This is a genomic window from Methanococcus maripaludis (assembly GCF_013760955.1).
Taxonomy (GTDB): domain Archaea; phylum AGJL01; class Methanococci; order Methanococcales; family Methanococcaceae; genus Methanococcus; species Methanococcus maripaludis_A.
Genome location: NZ_JACDUL010000002.1, coordinates 430,057 through 452,475, shown reverse-complemented (window position 1 = coordinate 452,475; position 22,419 = coordinate 430,057). Strand labels below are relative to the sequence as shown.

The 22,419-nt window shown below is 33.7% G+C and carries 29 protein-coding genes; 7 read left to right on the top strand and 22 right to left on the bottom strand.

What is annotated here, in order from left to right; translation table 11 throughout:
- Positions 1-16 precede the first annotated feature (16 nt).
- From HNP90_RS05250 to hdrC, 11 genes are all read right to left on the bottom strand, one after another.
- Positions 17-232, bottom strand: a complete 216-nt coding sequence (locus tag HNP90_RS05250) for a heavy-metal-associated domain-containing protein (protein WP_011976814.1) — start codon at positions 230-232, stop codon at positions 17-19.
- Between the two features lie 119 nt (positions 233-351).
- Entirely contained in the window at positions 352-666 is a 315-nt protein-coding gene (gene cutA, locus HNP90_RS05245; protein WP_011976813.1) for a divalent cation tolerance protein CutA, read from the bottom strand.
- 18 nt (positions 667-684) lie between these two features.
- Positions 685-1,848 carry an FprA family A-type flavoprotein gene (locus HNP90_RS05240; protein ID WP_011976812.1) on the bottom strand — a complete coding sequence of 388 codons (1,164 nt, stop codon included), beginning with the start codon at positions 1,846-1,848 and terminating at the stop codon, positions 685-687.
- A gap of 27 nt (positions 1,849-1,875) precedes the next feature.
- Positions 1,876-2,226, bottom strand: a complete 351-nt coding sequence (locus HNP90_RS05235; protein ID WP_011976811.1) for a DsrE family protein — start codon at positions 2,224-2,226, stop codon at positions 1,876-1,878.
- Positions 2,227-2,259: 33 nt separating this feature from the next.
- Positions 2,260-2,448 carry a rubredoxin-like domain-containing protein gene (locus HNP90_RS05230; RefSeq protein ID WP_011976810.1) on the bottom strand — a complete coding sequence of 63 codons (189 nt, stop codon included), beginning with the start codon at positions 2,446-2,448 and terminating at the stop codon, positions 2,260-2,262.
- 8 nt (positions 2,449-2,456) lie between these two features.
- A complete protein-coding gene (locus HNP90_RS05225; RefSeq protein ID WP_011976809.1) occupies positions 2,457-2,984 on the bottom strand; it encodes a ferritin in 528 nt (175 codons plus the stop codon).
- Between the two features lie 23 nt (positions 2,985-3,007).
- Positions 3,008-3,274, bottom strand: coding sequence for an MTH865 family protein (locus HNP90_RS05220; protein WP_011976808.1), 267 nt, complete (start codon positions 3,272-3,274; stop codon positions 3,008-3,010).
- Positions 3,275-3,294: 20 nt separating this feature from the next.
- Complete coding sequence (locus tag HNP90_RS05215) at positions 3,295-3,651, bottom strand: class II SORL domain-containing protein (RefSeq protein WP_011976807.1); 357 nt, start codon at positions 3,649-3,651, stop codon at positions 3,295-3,297.
- Between the two features lie 13 nt (positions 3,652-3,664).
- Complete coding sequence (locus HNP90_RS05210) at positions 3,665-3,979, bottom strand: carboxymuconolactone decarboxylase family protein (protein ID WP_011976806.1); 315 nt, start codon at positions 3,977-3,979, stop codon at positions 3,665-3,667.
- Positions 3,980-4,020: 41 nt separating this feature from the next.
- Positions 4,021-4,923, bottom strand: coding sequence for a CoB--CoM heterodisulfide reductase subunit B (gene hdrB, locus HNP90_RS05205; protein ID WP_011976805.1), 903 nt, complete (start codon positions 4,921-4,923; stop codon positions 4,021-4,023).
- 12 nt (positions 4,924-4,935) lie between these two features.
- Positions 4,936-5,514: a CoB--CoM heterodisulfide reductase subunit C gene (gene hdrC, locus HNP90_RS05200; protein ID WP_011976804.1), complete on the bottom strand. Its 579-nt coding sequence runs from the start codon at positions 5,512-5,514 to the stop codon at positions 4,936-4,938.
- 229 nt (positions 5,515-5,743) lie between these two features.
- Here hdrC and HNP90_RS05195 point away from each other — a divergent pair, with 229 nt between their 5' ends.
- Positions 5,744-6,871: a hydrogenase large subunit gene (locus HNP90_RS05195; protein WP_011976803.1), complete on the top strand. Its 1,128-nt coding sequence runs from the start codon at positions 5,744-5,746 to the stop codon at positions 6,869-6,871.
- Positions 6,872-6,916: 45 nt separating this feature from the next.
- A complete protein-coding gene (locus HNP90_RS05190) occupies positions 6,917-7,279 on the top strand; it encodes a CBS domain-containing protein (RefSeq protein WP_011976802.1) in 363 nt (120 codons plus the stop codon).
- A gap of 63 nt (positions 7,280-7,342) precedes the next feature.
- Here HNP90_RS05190 and HNP90_RS05185 read toward each other — a convergent pair whose 3' ends face one another.
- Positions 7,343-8,617, bottom strand: coding sequence for a 3-isopropylmalate dehydratase large subunit (locus HNP90_RS05185; protein WP_011976801.1), 1,275 nt, complete (start codon positions 8,615-8,617; stop codon positions 7,343-7,345).
- A 131-nt stretch (positions 8,618-8,748) separates the two neighbouring features.
- Between HNP90_RS05185 and HNP90_RS05180 the strand changes: the two genes are divergently transcribed.
- From HNP90_RS05180 to purF, 3 genes are all read left to right on the top strand, one after another.
- Positions 8,749-8,967, top strand: a complete 219-nt coding sequence (locus HNP90_RS05180; protein ID WP_011868207.1) for an LSm family protein — start codon at positions 8,749-8,751, stop codon at positions 8,965-8,967.
- Between the two features lie 77 nt (positions 8,968-9,044).
- The gene (locus tag HNP90_RS05175; RefSeq protein ID WP_011868208.1) at positions 9,045-9,239 is read left to right on the top strand and encodes a 50S ribosomal protein L37e; all 195 of its coding nucleotides are present in this window, start codon (positions 9,045-9,047) and stop codon (positions 9,237-9,239) included.
- Positions 9,240-9,374: 135 nt separating this feature from the next.
- The gene (purF, locus tag HNP90_RS05170; RefSeq protein WP_011976800.1) at positions 9,375-10,754 is read left to right on the top strand and encodes an amidophosphoribosyltransferase; all 1,380 of its coding nucleotides are present in this window, start codon (positions 9,375-9,377) and stop codon (positions 10,752-10,754) included.
- Between the two features lie 50 nt (positions 10,755-10,804).
- On the opposite strand, the gene minD is transcribed toward purF, so the two are convergent.
- Positions 10,805-11,593: a cell division ATPase MinD gene (gene minD, locus HNP90_RS05165; RefSeq protein WP_011976799.1), complete on the bottom strand. Its 789-nt coding sequence runs from the start codon at positions 11,591-11,593 to the stop codon at positions 10,805-10,807.
- A 151-nt stretch (positions 11,594-11,744) separates the two neighbouring features.
- Here minD and HNP90_RS05160 point away from each other — a divergent pair, with 151 nt between their 5' ends.
- A complete protein-coding gene (locus HNP90_RS05160; RefSeq protein ID WP_011976798.1) occupies positions 11,745-12,494 on the top strand; it encodes an undecaprenyl-diphosphate phosphatase in 750 nt (249 codons plus the stop codon).
- Positions 12,495-12,545: 51 nt separating this feature from the next.
- On the opposite strand, the gene HNP90_RS05155 is transcribed toward HNP90_RS05160, so the two are convergent.
- The 5 genes from HNP90_RS05155 to thiM form a co-directional block, all read right to left on the bottom strand.
- Positions 12,546-13,256, bottom strand: coding sequence for a metallophosphoesterase (locus tag HNP90_RS05155; RefSeq protein WP_011976797.1), 711 nt, complete (start codon positions 13,254-13,256; stop codon positions 12,546-12,548).
- A gap of 2 nt (positions 13,257-13,258) precedes the next feature.
- A complete protein-coding gene (locus HNP90_RS05150) occupies positions 13,259-15,883 on the bottom strand; it encodes an ATP-dependent helicase (protein WP_011976796.1) in 2,625 nt (874 codons plus the stop codon).
- A 203-nt stretch (positions 15,884-16,086) separates the two neighbouring features.
- Positions 16,087-16,332 (bottom strand): 4Fe-4S binding protein, encoded by a 246-nt coding sequence (locus tag HNP90_RS05145; RefSeq protein ID WP_011976795.1) that lies wholly within the window; start codon positions 16,330-16,332, stop codon positions 16,087-16,089.
- A 176-nt stretch (positions 16,333-16,508) separates the two neighbouring features.
- Complete coding sequence (thiE, locus tag HNP90_RS05140; protein ID WP_011976794.1) at positions 16,509-17,132, bottom strand: thiamine phosphate synthase; 624 nt, start codon at positions 17,130-17,132, stop codon at positions 16,509-16,511.
- On the bottom strand, positions 17,122-17,922 hold the full coding sequence (thiM, locus tag HNP90_RS05135; protein ID WP_011976793.1) for a hydroxyethylthiazole kinase: 801 nt from the start codon (positions 17,920-17,922) through the stop codon (positions 17,122-17,124). The genes thiE and thiM overlap by 11 nt, the downstream gene beginning before the upstream one ends.
- A gap of 209 nt (positions 17,923-18,131) precedes the next feature.
- Between thiM and HNP90_RS05130 the strand changes: the two genes are divergently transcribed.
- Positions 18,132-18,554, top strand: coding sequence for an AsnC family transcriptional regulator (locus tag HNP90_RS05130; RefSeq protein ID WP_011976792.1), 423 nt, complete (start codon positions 18,132-18,134; stop codon positions 18,552-18,554).
- 140 nt (positions 18,555-18,694) lie between these two features.
- Here HNP90_RS05130 and HNP90_RS05125 read toward each other — a convergent pair whose 3' ends face one another.
- The 4 genes from HNP90_RS05125 to endA all read right to left on the bottom strand — a co-directional run bounded on the left by HNP90_RS05125 (position 18,695) and on the right by endA (position 22,410).
- Positions 18,695-19,114: a ferritin-like domain-containing protein gene (locus HNP90_RS05125; protein WP_011976791.1), complete on the bottom strand. Its 420-nt coding sequence runs from the start codon at positions 19,112-19,114 to the stop codon at positions 18,695-18,697.
- Between the two features lie 354 nt (positions 19,115-19,468).
- Entirely contained in the window at positions 19,469-20,692 is a 1,224-nt protein-coding gene (locus HNP90_RS05120) for an FprA family A-type flavoprotein (RefSeq protein ID WP_011976790.1), read from the bottom strand.
- Between the two features lie 122 nt (positions 20,693-20,814).
- Positions 20,815-21,858 (bottom strand): L-sulfolactate dehydrogenase, encoded by a 1,044-nt coding sequence (gene comC, locus HNP90_RS05115; protein ID WP_011976789.1) that lies wholly within the window; start codon positions 21,856-21,858, stop codon positions 20,815-20,817.
- 18 nt (positions 21,859-21,876) lie between these two features.
- Positions 21,877-22,410 carry a tRNA-intron lyase gene (gene endA, locus HNP90_RS05110; RefSeq protein ID WP_181486642.1) on the bottom strand — a complete coding sequence of 178 codons (534 nt, stop codon included), beginning with the start codon at positions 22,408-22,410 and terminating at the stop codon, positions 21,877-21,879.
- Positions 22,411-22,419: the final 9 nt, after the last annotated feature.

Below are 22,419 nucleotides of genomic sequence, written 5' to 3'. Positions count from 1 at the left end.
AAATCCCCAAATTCAATTAACTAATTTTTTCTGCGAGATATAGTTCAAAAGCTTCATTTTTTAAAATTTCTTTTTCAGTTACTATTTTTTCATCGTACGTTATAATTCCAATTCCATCCTGTAAATTGATAACAATATTTATTATTCCTTCAAGTTCGCTTAAAAGATTTTTAATGGTTTTTACACACATCTGACAACTCATTCCACTTATTTTTAGTTTCAATTCTTTCATTAACCCACCACACACAATTTAACTAAAAATGAATGTGTAAATATATAACACTTCTATGTAACTACAATTAAAATAAAATTTAAGGTAATTTTGGAGTTAAATGTTTAAAAAAAGATAAATTATTTGATTGTATCGCAGATCCAATTTTCAAATTCTTCATTTGAATCATCGATATTTATTTTTAAGATTACTGGAGTTTCAAGTGGGTGAATTTCATTTATCATATCTTTTAAGACATCCCATTTGTTTTCAGCAGTTTTTAAAAATGCACCAACCTCTGTTTTTATTGCAATATCGCCATCTTCGATGTAGTGTGCTTCATGTTCTCTTAAATTTGCACAGGCTATCATTTTTTTTTCTAAAAGATACCCTACAATAGATTTTGCATTTTCAAGGTTTGGAAATGTTGTATAAACTAGTGTCGGTTTTCCCATCGATTATCCCCTCATTTTTTACATTTTTGCAAGTTTTTTTCCAAATTCATGGCATTTTTCGAGATGTTCTTCATCTGGAACAAATCTGCACGTTAAACATTCGTCTTCTACGGTATCAAAAGATAATATGTCGAAAGTATTTTTAATATGTTTTGTAGCACTCTCTGCCCAGCCGTAAGAACCAAATGCTGCCGCAATTTTTTTATTTGGTTTTAATCCTTCCATGTATTTTAAAAATCTGGCAACTTCAGGATATAAATTGATGTTGAGTGTAGGGGAACCCACAAGCACATATTTTGCATCTAAGATTTCTGTAATTATTTTGCTTATCGGAGTTTCAGATATTTTGAAGATTTTTACCTCTATATTACTATCCATTAAACCTTCTGCAATCGAAAGACCGATTTTTTCAGTTGATTTGTACATCGTATCATATACAATTACAGCTTTTTCAGAAATATTATTTGATGCAAATTCAAGATATTTTTCTTTAATTTTTGAGATATCTTCTTTCCAGATAATTCCATGGGATGGACATATCAAATCAAGTTCAAGAGTATCTACAGTTTTAACTGCATTTGGAATGAGTGTTCGGTATGGAAGAAGTATATTTGCAAAGTATTCTTTTGCAGATTCTATTGCATAATCAATTTCAAAGTCGAATCTTTCAGATGATGCGATGTGCTGTCCAAATGCATCGTTTGAAAACAGTATTTTATCTTCAGGACAGTATGTTACCATATTGTCTGGCCAGTGAAGCATCGGAGTTTTAACAAATGTTAAATTTCTACTGCCAATGTTTAATGAATCTCCTGTATCAACTAGTAGGTATTCCCAATCTTTCGTATCGTAGTGTAATTCAAGATGTTCTTTTGCCTTTGCGTTTGTTATGATAGTAGCTTTTGAAATTTCAATAATTTTTTCTAAAGAACCGCTATGATCCATTTCAACATGATTTACAACAATATAATCAATTTTTTCAGGATCAACGACCTTTTTAATTCTGTTATAAAATTCATCAAACATGTATTTTTTTACAGTATCTATCAAAACAACCTTTTCATCCATAATGATGTATGAATTGTAGCTAGAACCGTTTTTGGTCTCGTAGCCGTGAAATTCTCTGATATTCCAGTCGATTGCCCCTACCCAGTAGACATTATCTTTTAAAACAACTGCCATAAATACACCTAAAAAAAGTTAAATAATTTAGAATTCGACAACGGTGTATCCGTTATCAAGGTATTTTCTAAGACTGACGTGTCCGTGAAGCTCGTTTTCAATAGCAATTTTTCCTTTAATGCTTGTAAAAACATCAAACATATGAGAACATGCTTCACAAGCTACAAAGTTATCTTTAAGTGCTTCAACATGGGTTTTTAATGGGTGATCAGGTTTTAAAATTTCATTAAACCATTTCACAGCTTCTCCTTCAAAGACAATTTTTACATCGTCCCCTTTTTCTTTCATTTCTTTTGCAAAGAGCAGAGCATGAAATATTATTGGAACGTATGGTTTTCCCCCTTTATCATACGTAAATATCAAAAAACAAGCTTTCATAATTATCCCCTCTCTAAAAAAATAAATAATTAATTAAAGTCTACTTTCTTCATTTCTTTTTCCAGCAATTTTTGGATCGTAACCTTCAAATCCGCATTCTGGAGTATAACAACTTACATCGTAGAAAGTACAGATTTCTCCGCAGTTTGGACATTTTTCAGGAACTTTTTCAGCTTCCCCTTCAAAAATGTATCCGCAGTTTGAACATTTCCACCATACCATATTTTCACCTATGCAGTTTTTGCTTTTGTTGTTTCACTTTCAGGAGCGGTTTTAACCCTTTGCCCGAGTTCCTTATCGAGCATCATCAAGTAGTTTATATCTCCGCCAGTTAACTTCAATCCATCAAGAATGTCTCTAAATGAAGATTCTTCTTCAATCTGTTCGTTTACAAACCATTGAAGCATTGAAATTGCAGCGTAATCTTTTACTTCATGCGCAATATCCATCAACTTGTGGATTCGGCTTGTCACGTATTTTTCGTGGGTAAGTCCATTTTCAAAGACATCTGTAATGGAATTCCATTTTGGTTCAGGTTTATCAATTGCGTTTAATTGAAGGGTATCACCCATTTCGTGAATGTATTTGTAGAATTTCATTGCGTGGTCGATTTCTTCCTGAGCCTGAACTATGAACCAATTTGAAATTCCTTTAAAGCCTTCAGATTCTGCATAATTTGACATTGCAAGGTACAGGTATGCTGAATAGAGTTCTTTATTAATCTGTTCCTCTATTTCGTATCTTAATTTGCTGTCCATATCCTAAACCCCCTCAATATGGATTATTGAATGCTGCAACTTTTGGAAAGTTTTATTGCCAAGTCTTCTGCATTTTTTATTGGGAAATCGTTATCTGTTAAAAATTTAACGAGTTCTCCTGCTTCTAAATCTCCACAAGGCATTGAAATTCCACAAGGAAGTGCACTTCCAAGTTCAACTTTATTTTTTATTGGAAATACATCTTTATCTTTAAAGTAATCTGCTAATTTTAATTTGAAGGTTTCAATATCTTTTAGTGCTTCGCCAAGAGGATGGTTTGTAGTAATCATTGAATCACCAATTTTAGTTTTTACTCAATTTTTACTTCTTTTTCGTATTTCCAGAGCCCGTGAAGGTTGCAGAACATATATGCAACGAGTTTAAATGTATGTCCTTTATGTTCCTCATTTGGAGCTTTTATATTTACAACAACATCTGGTTTAGAGTGTTGCGTTAGTTGAACTCTTAAAAGCGGGCATTCTTCCACGTTTAATTCAATAAATTGGATAAAATGTCCATCTTCCATGGGATGTTCTACTCCGGCAGTATGAATTTTTACTTCATAAATTTCGTCAGGTTTAACGGTACTTTTACATTCTATCATAGGAACGTGTTTTTTTTCAAAATCTGTTCCTTCTTTAAGTGTTTGAGCACTCGCACAGCCCATTATATCCCCTCAGTTATAATTTACTAACTACTTTCATAGCTTTTGTAAATGCAGGCATTCCAGAAGTTAATAATACAACTCGCAATGCATCGATTATTTCTTCTTTAGTTATTTTTAATTCAACCATTCCACTTCTCATTTGTTTTTCTGCTGCATTTTCATCCCCTGTCGCTGCAACAATTCCAATTGCGATTAATTTTTGAGTTTTGTAATCCAAAGTTTTTCCAGTAAATGCTGCTTTATTTAATCCTACAACAGCATCGTAAATGTCTGGATAGCCTTCTTTTACAAATTTCATTCCTTCTCCGAAAAAAACACCTTCTTTCATAAATTATCCCCTCCGTTTTGAAAGTATATTAGTATTTTTTATTATTTATTTAATCCAAGCTTTTCAGTTACTGGATCTGCAGAAATAAAGTGAAGATCGAGTGCAACTTCTTTTGGGGTCATTCCCATGGCCATACCGAGCAACTGAGCATAATGAATAACTGGTAATTGGTATTCTCGTCCAAAAGTTTCTTTCATTTCAATCTGACCTCTGTCAAACTGTAAATGGCAGAATGGGCATACTTCCGTTACACAATCGCCCCCTGCTTCGAGTATATTTTTGACCTTAGTTTCAGCCATTTCAAGCGCAACTTCCGGGTTTCTAGCCCTTACTCCACCACCTGCTCCACAACACATATTCTTGTCTTTATAGTATATTGACTTTGCCCCAATTGCTTCAACAAGCCCGTCAAGGGATCTTGGAACTTCTGAACTTTCAATATGTTTTACATCGGTCGGCTTTAAGTAGTGGCATCCATAGTGAACTGCGATATTTAAATCAAGTGGCCTTTCCACTCTTTCGGCAATTTTTTCAGGCCCATAATCGAAATAGAGGACTTCTGTCAAATGCCGTACTTTTGATTTTCCAGTAAACTCAAGACCGTGCTTTGAGAGAACTTCATTTACCTTATTTCTTGCGCTTTCATTGTCGTGCAAAATGTGATTTGCTTCAAACAATGATCCATAGCAACCATTACATATTGTTAAAATGTCCAAATCAGCCTGTTCTGCCATTACAATGTTTCTTGCAGCAATTGTAAGCCAGGTCATAAGGTCAAAAGAACCAAATACTCCTGGTGCAGGACAGCAAGAAGCCTGTTCAAATGGATGTAGCTTCATTCCAAGTTTGTCAAGTGCTTTGTATGTTGCACTTTCTATTCCCGGATACCTATTTGGCGCAATACATCCTAAAAAAAACATGTATTCAAAATCGGTTTCACTCATTTTAATTCACCCCTATTCCCCAGATTTTTGAACGTTTAGTGGTTCCAAGTCCATAGTTTCCCTGCAAATTCCAACTTTTTTGCAGAAATTAAGGTCATCCATGATATCTCTTACGATTTCCAGAGCTTCAGGGTATTTGTGTGTAGTTGGGGGTATTTCGGTTAAACCTATCGCCAACCTTGCTTTTTTAATTTCATCGTTAACTGGAACAGCGTGGCCAGTTTTAAAAACAAGTAAACTGGTTTTCCTGTGAGGTTCTGCAATATAACCTTTTTCAGCAGCAATATTTCTTATAATTTTGATAATATCTGTTATTTTTACTTCCCTCGGACATTTTTCGTAACATTCATAGCATGTTGTACACATCCAAAGGTCATCACCCGATAAAATACTATCAATTCCTGCAAGAGCACTTCTTATCAGTTTTCTTGTTCTAAGTGGCGTTATTCTTCCACTTGGACATGCACCAGTACAGGTTCCACACTGGTAACATTTTTGAAAAGAAGATGCATTCTTTCCAAATATCCATTCCCCAGCTTCAATGATCTGTTTTGGAAAATCTGCATTAAATTCAGTAGATTTTAAAACCATTCACTTCACCTCCTGTATACTTAATTTTTATTTTTAAGACTTGATATATCTTTGCAGATTTGGATCAACTATTATACAGGAAGGTAATACCCAAAACAAATAATCATTAATAATATAAGTGAAGATGAACATTTACTAATTATCATAATTGATAATGATATTTTTTAATTTTAACTTTAATTTTATCAAAAGTTCAGGATTCATTTAATTATTTATGGAAGGGAAAATCATGTACGAAGGAGAAATTGCAATCGGGCCAGTGCACTCTACAATGCTTGAACCCCACAGATTGAGATTATTTATCGAAGATGAGATTGTAAAAGATGCAGAACTTACTATTGGTGTTAACCACAGGGGCGTAGAAAGATTAATGGAAGGACTCCCCGTTGAAAAAGCGTGTATCTTATGTGAAAAAATTTGTGGAATCTGTTCACACATTCACCTCTGGAGTGCAGCAAGGCTTGCTGAAATCGGGTGTAACATCGAAATTCCAGAACGTGCAAATCACATAAGAATTATCGTGGAAGAATTAGAGAGACTTCACTCACACACACTGCTTTTTGGACACGCTTTTGAAATATTGGGGCATGAAACAATGTCTATGAGATGTTTCATGTTAAGGGAACCAATCATGCAGGTATTTTTTGAAATCTCTGGAAGCAGAGTTCACTATTCATGCCCAATAATTGGTGGAATCAGGCCAAGATGCAATATTTCAGATACCCAAATTCCGCATATACTTGAAAAAGTTTCAAAATATGAGGAAGGTTTGAATAAATTTATTGAAAGAATGTTAAATGACCCGATGATTATTTCAAGAGTAAAAGATGTTGGTGTCATGGATAGAAAAACTGCGGCAAAATTCCACGCAGTGGGCCCTACTGCAAGAGGAAGCAATGTAAAATCAGATATGAGGAAGTGGGGATGGGTTCCAGAATACGATCCATACGACTTTGACGAAATATTATTTGACAGTGGGGATGTGTTTGCAAGACTCGCTGTTCGATTTTATGAATGCCTCGAAAGTGTTAAAATCATAAAACAGGCAGTAAATGCGTTAAAAGATACTGCTGATAAAAGAATATACAATCCAAATTACGAGTTACACGAATTTAAGCCAATAAACTGTTACACCGAAGCTCAAAGGGGAGAACAGTACTATTCATATGGACTTGATGGTGAAGGACTTGTAAGGCAGGCAAAAATCAGAACCCCGACTGCAACTAATCTTGGTGCAATGGAAGATATCGTAAAAGGTTACCACGTAAGTGACGCAGAATTGATTATTGCAAGCTGTGATCCATGTTTTACATGTACGGACAGGTTAATGGTTTTAAAAGAACCTTTTAAGAAATAATATTATATAATGATCAAATCTTTTTTTACTGTTTTAGGTGGTTTTATGATTGTAAGGGAAGTCATGAACGAAAATTTTTTAAAAGTTTCTCCAAGCGACATTGTGGGAGAAGTAGTCCAGTCGTTATATAAAAATAAAAAGACTTACGCGCCCGTAATCGAAGATGAAGAGATTGTTGGATGGGTTACGGCTTTAGATTTACTTACCGGATGTAAACACGTTAAAACAGAAGAAGCAATGCTTTTTTTAGATGAAATCAAAACAATAAATCCGGATGAGGAACTATCTGACGAATTAATCTCCGAAATGATAGAAAACGAAGTTTTCGCATACCCTGTTGTTGAGAATGATAAAATTGTTGGAACTTTAAGTTCATTTGATATTTTGAAAAAATTAACCGTTAAATAAAAATTCTTTTTTTCTTTTAACTTTAAAATTTAAAAAAGTAAAAAAATAATATTTTAATTTTATTTACAGATCTCTTGGATCGACAATTTCCCCTTTAACTGCGCATGCCGCGGCAGTTATTGGTGATGCAAGGTATACGTCTGATTCTAGGGAACCTTCTCTTCCCCTGAAGTTTCTGTTTGATGTTGCAATTCCAACTTCTCCAGGACCTAAAAGTCCGTATAATGCACCCATGCATGCAGAACACGATGGATTTGTTACAACGCAACCGTACTGGTAGAATTTTTTAATTAATCCTTCATCAATAGCTTCAAGCATTACGCTTCTTGATGCAGGGGTTACAACGACTCTTATGTCTTTTGAAATTCCACCATGCTTTTCAATAACTTTTAATGCAGCTCTCAAGTCTTCGATTCTTCCGTTTGTACATGAACCAATGAATACCTGGTCAATAGGGGTTCCTGCAACTTCCCGTACTGTTTTTACATTATCCACGTTGTGCGGGCATGCCATAACAGGTTCGAGGTTATCTACTTCAATTTCGAATTTTTCTTCAAATTCTGCATTTTTATCTCCAAGAATAAATTCGAATGGTTTTGCGGTGTTGTTGGTTTCCATTGCATTTTTTACATAATTAATTGTTTTGTCGTCCGGAGCAATCAAACCTGCTTTTCCGCCCATTTCAATAGCCATGTTTGACATTGACATTCTTGATGCAATAGTCATATTATCAACTGTGTTTCCTGCAAACTGTGCAGCTTTGTATGTTGCACCGTCAGCTCCAACCATTCCGATAATACTCAATATTACATCTTTAGACATTACTTCTGGTTTTAATTCTCCACTGATGTTGAAATAGAGTGTTTCAGGAACTTTAAACCAGAGTTCACCGGTTGCGAATACTGCTGCCATGTCGGTGCTTCCAATACCTGTTGCAAATGCACCAAATGCACCGTATGTACAGGTGTGGCTGTCTGCCCCAACAACAACGGTTCCTGGAACTACGTGGCCTTTTTCAGGCAATACTTGGTGGCAAACTCCCTCTCTAATGTCGTAGAAGTGTTTGATATTTTGTTCTTTTACAAAGTTTCTCATTAATATATGATTTTCAGCAGCGTTGATGCTATCAGCAGGTATCTGGTGGTCGAATGGAATCACAATTTTTTCATTGTCCCAAACCTTTGAAATACCTTCTTTCTTGAGGGTATTTACAGAAAGTGGGCCAGTGATATCATGAACCATCGCGGTTTCTACTTTAGCCATAACGATGTCTCCAGGTGAAACCTGAGTATTTCCTGAAGCTTTTGCCAAAATTTTTTCAGCTAGGGTCATTGCCATGTTTATACCTCCATATAGCACCATATGACAAATAAGGCGTACTTACTTGGAAAGTATTATATATCAGAACTATTTATTTATTTCTACGAATTAGAATTAGCAGTTGTTTTTTTATTATGCGAGGTGCGAATATGATGGATACACAAAGACCATTAGACGCTTTAGGTAAGTCAATCAATACAAACGTAACAGTTTTCTTAAAAGATGGTAAAGTTGTTAAAGGAAGATTAAAAGCATACGATTTACACATGAACGTTGCTTTAGAAAACGCTAAAATCGAAAACGATGAAGAAAAAGAATTCCCTATGTTAGTCGTAAGGGGAGACAACGTACTCTACGTTTCATTATAATTTCTTTGATTCGACAGTTAGTTTTTTATGTGATCTCGACATAGCAAATAAGGATAAAGATAAACACGGTGAAGTAAATGACAAAAGGAACACCATCCCAAGGTAAACACAATAAAGGTTCAAACCATATTGTATGCAGAAGATGTGGAAGAAGATCATTCCACGTAAGAAAAAAAGTATGTGCAGCATGCGGATTTGGTAAAAGCTCAAAAATCAAAAGATTTGCATGGCAATGGAAAAAAGTTACCGGAAAAGGAAACAGAGTAAAATAATATACCCACTTTCTTTTTTATTACTTAAAATAAAAATCCAAACTAACTTTTTTAACACTCGTTTAAACTCAATTTTTGTAACACTTATATATCAGTTTAATTTAGTTATTCTATCAATCTTATTCTGTGATAATCATGTGTGGAATCTTTGGAATTTATTCTCATGAAAAAAGTAACATTGTAAAAAAAGTTTACTATGGTCTTTACGCGCTTCAGCACAGGGGGCAGGAAGGTGCTGGAATTGCTGTCGGAAACGGCAAAGAAATAGGCCACTACAAGGGATTGGGATTGGTTCCTGAAGTATTTTCCAACAAGGAATTACAAAATTTGTACGGCCATATTGGGGTAGGCCATGTAAGGTATTCCACAACTGGCGGAAACATAATTGACAACTGTCAGCCGTTTGTTGTAAACAGCACTTTTGGAAAAATTGCAATTGCCCACAATGGGGATATTGTAAATTCAAAAGAATTAAAACACGAACTCGAAAAAAAGGGACATATTTTTGTTTCTACAACCGATTCTGAAGTTATTGCTCAACTTTTAGTTAGGGAACTTTTAAAAAATGATGATATTATTTCTGCAATCACAAACGTGACGCAAAAATTAAATGGTGCTTATTCTCTTTTAATCATCTACGATGACACATTGATAGCTTTAAGGGATCCAAACGGATTTAAGCCATTATGTATTGGAAAAGATGACGGCGCATACTATTTCAGTTCTGAAAGCTGTGCTCTTGATATCGTTGACGTTGAATTCGAAAGGGATGTTGCCCCTGGAGAAATGGTTGTTGTAAATAAAAATGGAATTAACACATACAAATTACCAAATGCAAAAGAAAAAGCATCAACGTGCATGTTTGAATATGTTTATTTTGCAAGGCCTGATTCAGTAATCGATGGAATAAGCGTTTATGCAGTTAGAAGAAATATTGGAAAGATTTTAGCAAGGGAGACTCCTGAAGAAGTCGATATTGTATCACCAGTTCCAGATTCGGGAATTATTTTTTCACAAGGGTACACTGAAGAAGCAGAAATTCCTTACTACGAAGCTTTAATTAAGAATAGATACATTGGAAGAACATTTATCCTTCCAACACAGGAAGAAAGGGATCTTGCAGTAAGATTGAAGTTAAACCCCGTAAAACACCTTTTAAAAGATAAAAAAGTCATGTTGATTGATGATAGTATTGTAAGGGGAACTACATCTGGAAAAATCATGAAAATGGTTAAAAAAGCAGGTGCAAAAGAAGTTCACCTGAGAATCGGGTCACCAAGAATTGTTTCACCATGTTTTTACGGAATAGACATGGCTACAACAAAGGAATTAATTGCAAATTCAAAAACCAATGAAGAAATAGCAGAAATGATTGGTGCAGATTCTGTTGCATATTTAAGTGTTGAAGGATTAGTCGAAGCAATTGGAAGAGATGACCTCTGTTTAGCATGTTTAAACGGAGAATATCCAACAGACGTGTCTTGCAAATTTGAATGCGGAAGTTGCAAAAAATAAAATTTTAATTTTCTATTTTTTTAATATTTTAAAAGTTCAAAAAAGAGTAATTATTTCTTAAATTTTGAAAAAACGCTTCTTTTTAATTTTTCAAAGAAACTTTCGTTATACATTTCTTCGATTTTATCCATGTCAACGTATGACCCTGTAACTTTTAGAGCAAGTTCAGTGTATGCTTTTGAAGCGGGGCTTCTTGGACTGTACTGGATTACATCCATTTTTTTAAGGGTCGCATTTCTAATATTTCCATCTTCGGGGATCAATCCAACAATTTTTTCTTCCAAAATCATTTCAATTTCGTCAGGCCCCATTTCACCGAAATCTTTTCCAGTTCTATTTAAAACAATTCCCATTACGTTAGTTCCTGCCATTTCGCTGCTTTCTTTAATTTTCATCGCATCCGCAATTGAAAAAAGCTCAGGAGTTACTACAAGAAGGATTTTATCTGCAATTGCAAGGTGAATTGCCATATCTTTATTCAAACCTGCTGGAGCGTCGATAATTACGTAATCGTATTCATCAGCAATTTCATTTATAACATCAGGGAATAAATCTAGGTCAGATTTTTTATAACCTGCAATTGAAAGGCTTGCGGGAAGTACAAATGCACCGGTTTTATGTTTGTAAATTGCATCTCTTACTGAACACTCTTCTGCGAGAACTTCATGAATGGACGGTCTGTTTTTTTCAAAATCAAATATCAGCCCTAAATTAGCCATTGAAATATCGCCATCAATTACAATAGTTTTTTTGCCGAGTTTGGAAAGTGCAACCGCCAAATTTGCAGAAGTTGTCGTTTTTCCAACTCCTCCTTTTCCAGAAGCTACCGTAATAATCATGAAATCACCAAATAAAACAAAATGAATCGTGTAATTAACTACTTATTATTTAATTTAAAGTATTTGTATTTAGTTATTTGTAACAGAAAAAGTATTTAATTGAACAGTTACTATTTATTAGAAACTCAAACTAATAATCAGGTCATACAAAATGGAAGAATTAATTCTAGGAATAGTTCAGGGACTTACCGAATTTTTACCGATTTCAAGTTCTGGACACCTCGCAATATTTACTGCAATTTTTAACAGCACACCTGATGTAGGTTATTTTGCATTTTTACACCTTGCAACATTTCTGGCAGTCTTAATTTTTGTAAAATCTGAAGTTTTTGAGATAATAAACGGGATTTCAAAAAAAGATAAAGAGTATATTAACCTCGCATCAAAACTTGTTTTATCAACAATTCCTGCAGTTTTTGTTGGATTATTTTTTGGAGATTTTATAGAATCAGTTTTTTCATCAACTTATCTGATCGGGATTTTTTTATCGATCACAGGAATATTAATGCTTCTCTCAGATAAACTGAATAAAAATCTAAAAACAATTAAATCTATTCCTTATTTTGATGCACTAATCGTTGGAGTATTTCAGGCTTTTTCAGTACTTCCTGGAATTTCAAGGAGTGGAACAACGCTTTTTGCAGCGCTTTTTTTAGGAATGAAAAAAGAAGATGCTGTAAAATATTCATTTTTAATGAGCCTTCCAGTAACGTTTGGTGCAGGGATACTAGAACTTCACAATGTAGCTTTTTCAACAGAGCAGATATTTGGATTTGTTATTTCATTTTTAACGGGACTTTTGGGATTATATCTTGTTAAAAGGATGGTAATTGGTGGAAAACTTAAAATTTTTGGATATTACTGCTTTTTAGCATCATTTTTTGTGTTAACGTTTTTATAAAACTAAAAGTGGAATAATTAACAATAAATTTAAAAATTAAAAAATCAGATTTTACAGGAATTTTTCAAGTATTGAGAGATCGGGAAATTTTAAAACTTCTTCTCCAATAACTATTGGGAATATCTCTTCTTTTTTAACTTTTTTCAAGTAGGGTGACATGAAGTTGCTTTCAAGTTCGTTTATTTTAACCCCTGATGCAATGTTTGAAAATGCAGGAGCTACAAGTATCTCAAAGTCATTCTGAACGATTTCAAGATAGCTTGGAAACCTCTGTTTATTTATTTCTAAAACAGGATGTTCATGTCCCATGATTAAGAGATTAAATTTAAAATCAACGTCAAATTTTTTATCGCCGTGAACCATTAAAATTTTATCTTCAAATAAGTAATCTAAAATTTTAAAATTAGTATTTTCCTTAAGTATATATTCGAGCATTATATCGTGATTTCCGCGAATTACGATTATTTCATGATTTTTTAAAAGGGAATTTAATTCTCGAACTGTTTCATAGACTTTGTAGGGTACTTTTTGAAAGTGGTGGAGAAAATCCCCTAAAAATACAAGTTTTTCAGGTTTAAATTCAATTATCAAATTTTTAATTCGTTTTAGAAGTTCTTTTTTTTCATTTAGTGGGAATAAAACACCGGTTCGCCGAATAAATTCTTCCATTCCAACGTGGACATCTGCAATTATTAAAGTTTTAGTTTCTTCTAAAAACACTGCATTATCTTTAAACTGGATTTCATGTCCATTAATGTTCATAATTAGTCCTCAAGCGAAATTCCCTTTTCGTATTCAATCATTTTGATTACCATTTGGTGGAAATCTTTCAAAAGCTGGTTTTTATTTTCAGCAAGAACTGAATCGCTTGCATTAAGTGTTGCAATTCCAAAGCTCATCGGGGTAGGTATTGGAACATCAATTATATTAATTTTTAATTTTCCGCTCCTAATTTCGCCCAAAACTTCACGAATATTATCAAGTTCAAGTGAATCTTCAATTATTTCTCGCAGTGTTTCCTCAAGGGGTGCAAATCTATCGAGGCTTTTTGCGTAATTTATTAGCAAATCTGCACTTACTTGCTGTTTTTTCGCAGATTTTTTATGTCCAATGTAATTTCTCAAAATCATGAGACTTCTTGTCGCATTTATCCTAAACATCCTTTTTAACAGGTTTGTTCCATCAAGAGCCTGTTTTAAGATATCTTTTATATTTTCAGGAGTTAATGATTTTACCACACTTTCAATATCAATTCTTTGGTTTTTCGCAAATTCAAGTGAAAATCCGTTATCGGAAATACTTACCAAAACTCCAAGTTTGTACTGTTTACTCAGGGCATAAGCCACAGCTCTGCTGAATCCGTCGTTAAATTTCCTTCCGTAATTACTGTGGAAGTAGTAATGCATTTTTTTATCAAAAATATGGCCTTCTACAACCATTTTATTTAATGTACTGACGCTATCGTTTCCTTTGTATAATATCTGCTGGTTAAAAAGCCCGTAAAGACTTTTTGTAGCATTTGAATCAAGTGGGTATTCACTTAAAAGATCAAGGAGTCTACCTGCATTATATTTTGAAACAGCTTCCTTTTTAAAAAGAAGGATATTTCTACCAAGGTCGTAGCTTAAAGGCAGTCTTTCAGAGTACCAGCTAGGAATATTTGGCCTTTCACTTGTTTTATCGACATAAACCTTGCTTCCACGCCTATACTGAAATTTAAGGTGTTCTCCACCAAGTGTAAATACATCGCCCTTTTCAAGCCTGTCCAAATACTGTTCATCGAGTTTTCCAACCCAGACTGTAGTTCCCCTCAAATATACGTCACAGCTGAAATCGTCAGGAATTGTGCCTATATTCATGTAATAAATTGCTCTTGCAGTTTTTCCAGTTTTTCCAATCATTTTTGTGTCTGGATCGTACCATATTTTTGAATATATCCTTTTTTCGTCCATTCCAGCATAAGATGCAGTCAGGTAGTTTAAAAGAATATCAAACTCTTCATCGGTAATTTCGTGGTAGTTATAACTTCTTCTAATGATATTTTTTACTCTTTCAAGCTCGATATATCCGTTTATCGCAATTCCATAGATATGCTGTATCAAAACATCAAGTGGACCTTTTGGAATGTGCACTTTATCGATAAAACCATCCATTGCTTTTTTAAGCATTACAGCGCACTCTAAAAGTTCGTCCCTGTCAAGTGCAATGATTCTACCTTTGGCAACCTTTCCAATTCCGTGGCCTGCCCTACCAATTCTTTGAAGCATAGTTTTAACACTTTTTGGACTTCCAATCTGAACTACAAGGTCGATATATGGCATATCGATTCCAAGTTCAAGGCTGCTGCTAGTTGTGGCAAATTTAAGGCTTCCTGTTTTTAATTTTTCTTCGAGTTCGTGCCTTTTTTCTTTTGATAAACTTCCGTGGTGGCATCCGCTGTTTGTTTCATCGTATTTTCCAGGATAACGCTTTCTAAGATTATATAATACTCTTTCAGCGCCACCCCTCGTATTTGTAAATATGAGCGTATTTTCATGAGTTTGAATTAACCTATCAAGTTTTTCGTAGAGCTTTTCAGAAATTTCTTTTGGAGTTCTATTTATTAAATCCTCAACAGGACACAGCAATTTTAAATCGTATCCCCTAACAAACCTTGTATCGACTATTTCAACGGGTCTGTTGTACCCATCGTCATAATACCCTCCAAGGTATTCTGCAACCATTTCTAAAGGTTCAACAGTTGCACTGCACCCGATTCTTAAAAATTCCTGATTAGTAAGCTCACGAAGTCGTTCAAGGCTGATACTTAAATGAACTCCTCTTTTGTTATCTGCAAGCGCGTGGATTTCATCGATAATTACCCATCGAACAGTTTTTAATTTTTCCTTAAATTTTGGGGAATTTAATATAATTGCAAGAGTTTCCGGAGTTGTATTTAAAATATGCGGCGTATTTTTTAGCATTTTTGATTTTTCATAATTTGAAGTATCGCCATGCCTTATCGCATGTCTAATTCCTGTAATTTCGCTACCTTCTTCTTTTAAAATTTCTTTTACTTCAGATAATGGTTCGTCTAAATTTACGTGAATGTCGTTTGCAAGACTTTTTAGCGGGCTGATGTAGAGGCAGTATATACTGTTTTGTAGCCCTTCTTCTTTTTCAATTCTAAAAAGTTCGTTTATAATTGCAATAAAGCTGCTAAGTGTTTTTCCACTTCCCGTAGGGCTACAAATTAAAGTATTTCTTCCAAAATGAATTTTTGGAATTGCGAGCCTTTGAGGTGGGGTAAAATATCCATTATTAATTGATTTATAGGCTTCAAATTTATTTACCCACCATTTTTTGACAGCAGGTTCGAATAAATCTAGTATTTCGCCATCATTTTTCAACCCAAATGGATATTCTGGATTTTTTAAGTTTTCTAAAGGGGATGATTGGATAATATCACCGTAAAAATTATGGTGTAAATTTGTAAATTTTTTAAATCTAATTTTTAAATTGGGGGTTCAAAAGTAATTAAAAAATAAGTATTAGCAGAAGTGTTTTGAAACATTGCTATATGTATTTTTGGATCCACGAAAAAACTGTAAAACTAGTGGAATTTTTCTTTTAACTTATTAATTTGTTTTTCAATAATGCGTTTTTTTAAATTAACCTGAATTGCACCAACAGGACATGCTGCAACGCAGATTTTACAGTTGTGACAATCTGAAACATCAAATGCATAGTATTTTCCGTCTTGGTCTTGTTTATAAATTCTAGGGCCTTTAGGACACTTATTGTAACATTTACCGCAACCAGTGCATTTTTCTTTATCAACGATAATTTCTACAGTCATAGCTTTCACGTTTAAAATTTTCTGAATTTCAGCAGATTTAGTTCTAATTATTAATGGCATTGAAATATATTTAACACTATCCTTACTAAAATCGTCAAAATATTCCAAAATAGTTCAGAAAACGTCTTAATTATGTAAATTATGATTTTCAAATCAATTCAAAAAAATAAAAAAAGCTATTTTATATATTTTTTAATTAGTTCGTTCATGTTTTCAGCAGATTTTAAGATATTTTCTGCACCAACAATTGCAGAAACAACTGCAACCCCTGAAACACCGCATTCTAGGACATTTTGAACGTTAGAATGGTTAATGCCCCCAATTGCAACAATTGGTAATTTAGAAAGTTTTGAAATACTTTTAAGTCCATCAATTCCAAGATTTCTCGCATCAAGTTTGGTATTTGTGGAATAAACCGCACCAACTCCCAGATAATCAGCACCTTCTGATTCTGCGGTTTTCATTTCTTCCATATTATATGCAGAAGCACCAATTATTAAATTAGGTGCAATTTCTTTAATTTTTGAAACGGGCATGTCATCTATTCCAACGTGGATTCCATCTGCATTTACAACTTGCGCTACATCGAGCCTGTCGTTTACAAAAAATAATGCATCGTATTCTAATGTTAATTTTCTAAGTTCATTTCCAACTTCAATCATTTCACGAGTCGTTGAATTTTTCATTCGAAGTTGAATGGACGAAGCACCTCCTTTTAGGGCCTCTTCAACAGAAACAACTTCATTTGAATAATTATTATCAGTTATCACGTAAAATTTTAATTTATCCTTAAATTTCAAATTTATTCACCTTAGCTTTTTCTAAAACTAATTTTTCATCGATTCTGTATAACCAGTCGTATACTTTTGCTTGGAACGTTCCAGGATATGGCGCTTCAGCAAATGCCATTTCAGCAGAAATTCCGTAAACCGTAAGTCCGCTAACTGCAGCTTTCAATGGTTCATCAACTGCGGAAAATGCACCAATAATTGATGTACTTGCACAGCCAGTTCCGGTAACTTTTGAAAGCATCGGATGTCCGTTTGAAATCGCATAAAGTTCTTTTCCATTGCTTACATAATCAATTGGGCCAGTTACTGCTGAAACGGTATTGAATTCTTTTGCAGCATTTTTAGAAAGTTCGATAGCTTCATTGCTGTCGTATGCAACGCTGTCTACGCCTCTTGTTTTTCCATGTTCTCCCAAAACTGCAGCAATTTCACCAAAATTCCCCCGTAATACTGAAATATCTGCAAAATCTAATATTTTTAAGGCTGTTTTTGTTCTTAATTTGGTAGCTCCCGCACCTACCGGGTCGAGTATTATTGGTTTTTTAAGGTCAGTTGCAATTTTTGCAGCTTTTTCCATTGACGGGATCCAGTATTCATCAAGAGTTCCAATGTTTACTACTAAAGAACTTGCAATTGATACCATTTCTTCTAATTCATCCATTGCGTGAGCCATTACTGGAGAAGCACCAAGTGCTAAAAGCGAATTTGCAGTAGAGTTCATTACAACGTAATTTGTAATGTTTTGAACGAGTGGGTTCGTTTCCCTTAATTTTGTAAGATTTTTTGCTACAAAGTCCATTTTTTCACCGATTTCTCCAAATTATCATTTAATAAAAACATACTCGTATTTAAAAACATGTCGGTAAAAAAGTTTCCGAAAAAAGTCCAATTTTATCAGATATCTATCCTAATAATAATGTATAACGTATATATATAGATTAATATCAATATAAAAAAACATGAAATAAGGATGATATTGTTTTTATGGAAAATAAACTGGTGAAAATAATGGATGAAAAAGACATGAAAATACTTGATTTTTTGATATTGGATGGAAGAAAACCATTTACCGAAATTGCAAAGGAATTGAAGACGAGTGAAAGTTCCGTTCGAAAAAGAGTTAAAAAAATGGAGGAAGAAGGGGTAATAAAAGGGTATTCTGTAATGGTTGATACGCCAAAAATGGGTTATAATGTTGTTGCACAGACTGGATTTGATACAAACCCTGAAGACTTTTTAGCAGTTGCACAGGAACTCTGTAAATTTGAAGAGGTAAAAAAGGTCTTTACTTCAACAGGGGATCACATGATCATGACAGAAATTTGGGCAAAAGATGGAAAAGAACTTTCGGAAATAATATTCAATAAAATTGGAAAAATTAAAGGAATTAAAAAAGTCTGCCCTGCAATTATACTAGAACAGTTGAAATAATCAAATTATTTTGATCAACCTTTTTAAAATGTTGAAAGAATGTCCAGCAATTATACTAGAACAGTTGAAATAAGTTTATTTTGAACTATTTTACCTAATTTTAGACAATATATGATTAAAAAAGGTTTAAAAGAGAATTTTTATTTAAAGTATCTATCTAAAATTCCTTTTAACATTTTAGCATGTCTTGCTTCGTCTCTTGAACTTTCTTCGAAGAAATCGTGGATGTGTTCGAGACCTTCTTTTTCAGCTAAATCTGCAGCTGCTTTTTTTTCGTTGTTTGCCATCGTTTCGCCTTCAAACATCATTTCAAGGTTTTCTTTTAACGTAGCTTTAATTACTCCGTTCATTTCAACGAATTTTGAAGCATGTTCAGCTTCTTCAAATGCAATTGATTTTAAAACTTCTGCAATTTCTGGGAGCCCTTCTCTCTGTGCCTGTCTTGCCATTGCAAGGTACATTCCAACTTCCATGCATTCCCCTTTAACGTTTCCACCAACTTCTTTTTCAAGTGCAGTACCTTTTGAAATACCAATTTTATGTTCGTTTACAAGTTCCATAATTTTCACCATATATCTTACTAATTTTTAAAATTTACCTTTATTTTTAATTTCGAAATATATTTTACGCTTATTCATTATAAAAAGTATGTTTTAGATTTTATTTTGAATTATATGCTATGTAAGCTTATATTACCTTAGTTAAATATATTTATTAATTTCGGTTCAAGGGCAATGTTTTAAATTAGTTATTTCCGAATATACCTATAATGGAGCCTAAATATTACATTAACCCTACGAAATCCGCAAAAATAGCATGAAAAGTGACGATATTCGAAACAGTTTTTCTAAAAATTTTAAATTATGCAAATTAAAAATTAAATTTTAAAAAAGATTATTTTATTAAAAAATAAATTAAATAGATTTTATTCTTTTTCCAAGTTCATTTCCAAGAGAATAGCATTTTTCAAGTTCATCTTCATTTGGAACATAATATAATTCATATTCATTAACCACATCAAAACCTGAATTCCTGAGTTCGTTTGCAATTTTTTCGATTGCACCACCCCTCCCCCCCATAGAACCAAATGTTAAAGCCAATTTCTTAAATCCTGTTCTATCAAATCTAAGACCTCTTAAATAATACATCAAATCTCCAATACTCGGGTAGGGCTGGTCATTAATCGTTGGAATTCCAAATAAAACGGCTTTACTATCAAGCATATCTTTTACAATTTCGCTTCTCTCATCAACGTGTAAATTATAAATTACAACTTCGATTCCTTCTGACATTAATCCTTCTGCAAACGCATGAGCCATTTTTTGAGTGGAATAGTGCATTGTGTCGTACACAATTGTAGCTTTGTCTTTGCACTGTCCTGTTGCAAAGTTTTGGTATGATGAGATTACTTTCATTGGATCAGTCCAGATCTGTCCGTGGGACGGTGCAATCGTCTTTATTTTTTCAAGTAAACCTAGTGAGCTAACTTGTTTAAACTTTTTTAAAACAAGTTTTGAGAGCGGAGTAATTAAATTTGCGTAGAATTTCTGATTTGCATCCATTAAAATATTTTCTGGAATTTCATTGTCAAATCTTTTAGTAATGCACAGGTGCTGTCCAAATGCATCGTTTGAAAATAATATGCCTTCTTCAGCATAAAATGTAAACATGCTGTCAGGCCAGTGTAAAAGGGGAGCTTCTAAGAATGTAAGAGTTTTTCCGCCTAAATCAATACTTTCAAGCGATTTTATAACTTTAAATGGTGCATCTTTTAGTCCAGTATAGTGTTTTTTCAAACCTTCAACTGCAACTTCGGTACAGTATATTGGGGCATTTGGAAACTTTTTGGTAATTTCAACGAGCGCACCACTGTGGTCTTTTTCAACGTGGTTTTGAACAACCACATCAATGTTGAGTGGTTTTCCTTCCTTTTCGAAAGCATTTTTTATCCTTCCCCACATCTGGGCAGAAGTTCCGGGATAAACGTTATCAATTAACGCTACTTTTTCGTCCCCAAATACGAGGTAAGCGTTATAGGTGGTTCCTTTTAGGGTATATCCGTGATATGATCGAATATCCCAGTCATATGTTCCAACCCAGTAGACTCCTTCGCTAATTTTCACTGCATCTGCTTTCATGAAAATGCCCTCCAAAACTTGGATAAGAATTGAGTTAATGTTATTACAATTTATAAAAAGAATTTATTTAAATAATTTTATATTTAGAATTATTATTTTATCAAAAGATGTAAAAATAAGGATTATTTTAAGTATTTTTCAATAATTATTCCTTTTTTATCACAGATATTTTTTAATTTTTTAAACAATATTTCATCAATTTCAAAACCATTTTTTTTACTTTCAGAAGTTCGCGCTTCAACATCTCCAGGGATTAAAATTTCAGAAGACCCTTCAGAAAGGTTTGAATTTTTTATTTCATCGACTAAAAAGTCAGTTTTATCTAAAAATTCGCTTTTTTCACCGAAAAATTCAGGATTTATCGCGATAAAGAAGTCTCCTTTCGTACACTTTTCATCGGCTCGGGCAGTCCCTTTCACATTTGTTCCAAGTTCTGCACCACCGATTGCAGAAAGAATTTCAACAGCCATTGCAATTCCATATCCTTTAATTCCACCAAATGGTAAAATACTGCCCTCAAGTGCTTGATCTGGGTCAGTTGTAATATTTCCGTTGATATCCACTGCCGCATTTTCCGGAAGTGTTTTTCCAAGACGTTTCGCTTCAAAGATTTTTCCCCTTGCAACAGATGCTGTCGCCATATCCAATGAATATTTGTGTTTTTTTCCTTCAAGAGCAATTGCAATTGGATTTGTTCCCAAAATTTTATCTTTTCCACCATATGGCGCCATTGCAGGTTCGGTATTTGTAATTGCAATTCCAATCATGCCTTTTTTCGAAGCTCTTTCCGAATAATGTCCTGTAATTCCAAAGTGATTTGAATTATATGTAGCAACCGCACCAATTCCTACATTTTTCGCCTTTTCAACTGCTAAATCCATTGCCATTGCAGCTGTAACATAACCTAATGCTAAATCCCCGTTCATGGTTGCAGTTGCAGGGCTTTCTCTTTCAATTTTGATATTTGGATTAATTTTGATATTTTCAGTTTCAAGGCCAATTATTGTTTGTGGAAATCTTCCAATACCATGTGAAGTGAATCCTTTTAAATCAGCTTCAGTGTAAATTTCAGCAGTAATTTCAGCATGTTCTTTTTTAACGCCGTATGCCATTAAAATATCAGCAAGTAATTTATTTTCCCCTTCGGGCGTAATTATATGTGCCATTTTGATTCCTCCGAATAATTAAAGCTTTAAATATCCCATGTTGTAGTATACGACGCTCCCATCAGCATCAACTATTGCAATAATCAATTCTTTTCTAACCGAATGTGCAACTCTAACAAATCCCGTAATTTCTGAAATTTCGCAAGGTATTTCTTCTGAAAAAACTTTTACAAGGTATCTAGAGTGAATTTCGTCAATATTGCTTCTTTCGTAAAGCCTAAAATCAGAACCATATTTTAAACCAGTTCTTACAGTATAACCCCTATTTCTGAGGTCTTTATATGCCAAATATCGGATACACAATTTTCTATCAATATTCTGTGCAACATCGAACAATTCTTCAAATGAAAGAAGTTTATTAGTTTTATCTCGCAATGATATCCAGTTTTTTGATACAAGGTAGAGTCCTTCAACAAAAGAAAGCGACAAAAAATTTTCGTGAAGTTCACCGTATCTTTTTTCGTTTAACCGGGATATCCCGTCTTTATCGTAAATTACAATCCTTTCGTCTGAAAGTTTTGCAGGTATTGTTTTCTTAGGTTTCGCCATTATATTTCCTCA

Coding starts and splice junctions, on each gene's coding strand:
- HNP90_RS05250 (WP_011976814.1), bottom strand. CDS start 232: ATGAAAGAATTGAAACTAAAAATAAGTGGAATGAGTTGTCAGATGTGT.
- cutA (WP_011976813.1), bottom strand. CDS start 666: ATGGGAAAACCGACACTAGTTTATACAACATTTCCAAACCTTGAAAAT.
- HNP90_RS05240 (WP_011976812.1), bottom strand. CDS start 1,848: ATGGCAGTTGTTTTAAAAGATAATGTCTACTGGGTAGGGGCAATCGAC.
- HNP90_RS05235 (WP_011976811.1), bottom strand. CDS start 2,226: ATGAAAGCTTGTTTTTTGATATTTACGTATGATAAAGGGGGAAAACCA.
- HNP90_RS05230 (WP_011976810.1), bottom strand. CDS start 2,448: ATGGTATGGTGGAAATGTTCAAACTGCGGATACATTTTTGAAGGGGAA.
- HNP90_RS05225 (WP_011976809.1), bottom strand. CDS start 2,984: ATGGACAGCAAATTAAGATACGAAATAGAGGAACAGATTAATAAAGAA.
- HNP90_RS05220 (WP_011976808.1), bottom strand. CDS start 3,274: ATGATTACTACAAACCATCCTCTTGGCGAAGCACTAAAAGATATTGAA.
- HNP90_RS05215 (WP_011976807.1), bottom strand. CDS start 3,651: ATGGGCTGTGCGAGTGCTCAAACACTTAAAGAAGGAACAGATTTTGAA.
- HNP90_RS05210 (WP_011976806.1), bottom strand. CDS start 3,979: ATGAAAGAAGGTGTTTTTTTCGGAGAAGGAATGAAATTTGTAAAAGAA.
- hdrB (WP_011976805.1), bottom strand. CDS start 4,923: ATGAGTGAAACCGATTTTGAATACATGTTTTTTTTAGGATGTATTGCG.
- hdrC (WP_011976804.1), bottom strand. CDS start 5,514: ATGGTTTTAAAATCTACTGAATTTAATGCAGATTTTCCAAAACAGATC.
- HNP90_RS05195 (WP_011976803.1), top strand. CDS start 5,744: ATGTACGAAGGAGAAATTGCAATCGGGCCAGTGCACTCTACAATGCTT.
- HNP90_RS05190 (WP_011976802.1), top strand. CDS start 6,917: ATGATTGTAAGGGAAGTCATGAACGAAAATTTTTTAAAAGTTTCTCCA.
- HNP90_RS05185 (WP_011976801.1), bottom strand. CDS start 8,617: ATGGCAATGACCCTAGCTGAAAAAATTTTGGCAAAAGCTTCAGGAAAT.
- HNP90_RS05180 (WP_011868207.1), top strand. CDS start 8,749: ATGATGGATACACAAAGACCATTAGACGCTTTAGGTAAGTCAATCAAT.
- HNP90_RS05175 (WP_011868208.1), top strand. CDS start 9,045: ATGACAAAAGGAACACCATCCCAAGGTAAACACAATAAAGGTTCAAAC.
- purF (WP_011976800.1), top strand. CDS start 9,375: ATGTGTGGAATCTTTGGAATTTATTCTCATGAAAAAAGTAACATTGTA.
- minD (WP_011976799.1), bottom strand. CDS start 11,593: ATGATTATTACGGTAGCTTCTGGAAAAGGAGGAGTTGGAAAAACGACA.
- HNP90_RS05160 (WP_011976798.1), top strand. CDS start 11,745: ATGGAAGAATTAATTCTAGGAATAGTTCAGGGACTTACCGAATTTTTA.
- HNP90_RS05155 (WP_011976797.1), bottom strand. CDS start 13,256: ATGAACATTAATGGACATGAAATCCAGTTTAAAGATAATGCAGTGTTT.
- HNP90_RS05145 (WP_011976795.1), bottom strand. CDS start 16,332: ATGACTGTAGAAATTATCGTTGATAAAGAAAAATGCACTGGTTGCGGT.
- thiM (WP_011976793.1), bottom strand. CDS start 17,922: ATGGACTTTGTAGCAAAAAATCTTACAAAATTAAGGGAAACGAACCCA.
- HNP90_RS05130 (WP_011976792.1), top strand. CDS start 18,132: ATGGATGAAAAAGACATGAAAATACTTGATTTTTTGATATTGGATGGA.
- HNP90_RS05125 (WP_011976791.1), bottom strand. CDS start 19,114: ATGGAACTTGTAAACGAACATAAAATTGGTATTTCAAAAGGTACTGCA.
- HNP90_RS05120 (WP_011976790.1), bottom strand. CDS start 20,692: ATGAAAGCAGATGCAGTGAAAATTAGCGAAGGAGTCTACTGGGTTGGA.
- comC (WP_011976789.1), bottom strand. CDS start 21,858: ATGGCACATATAATTACGCCCGAAGGGGAAAATAAATTACTTGCTGAT.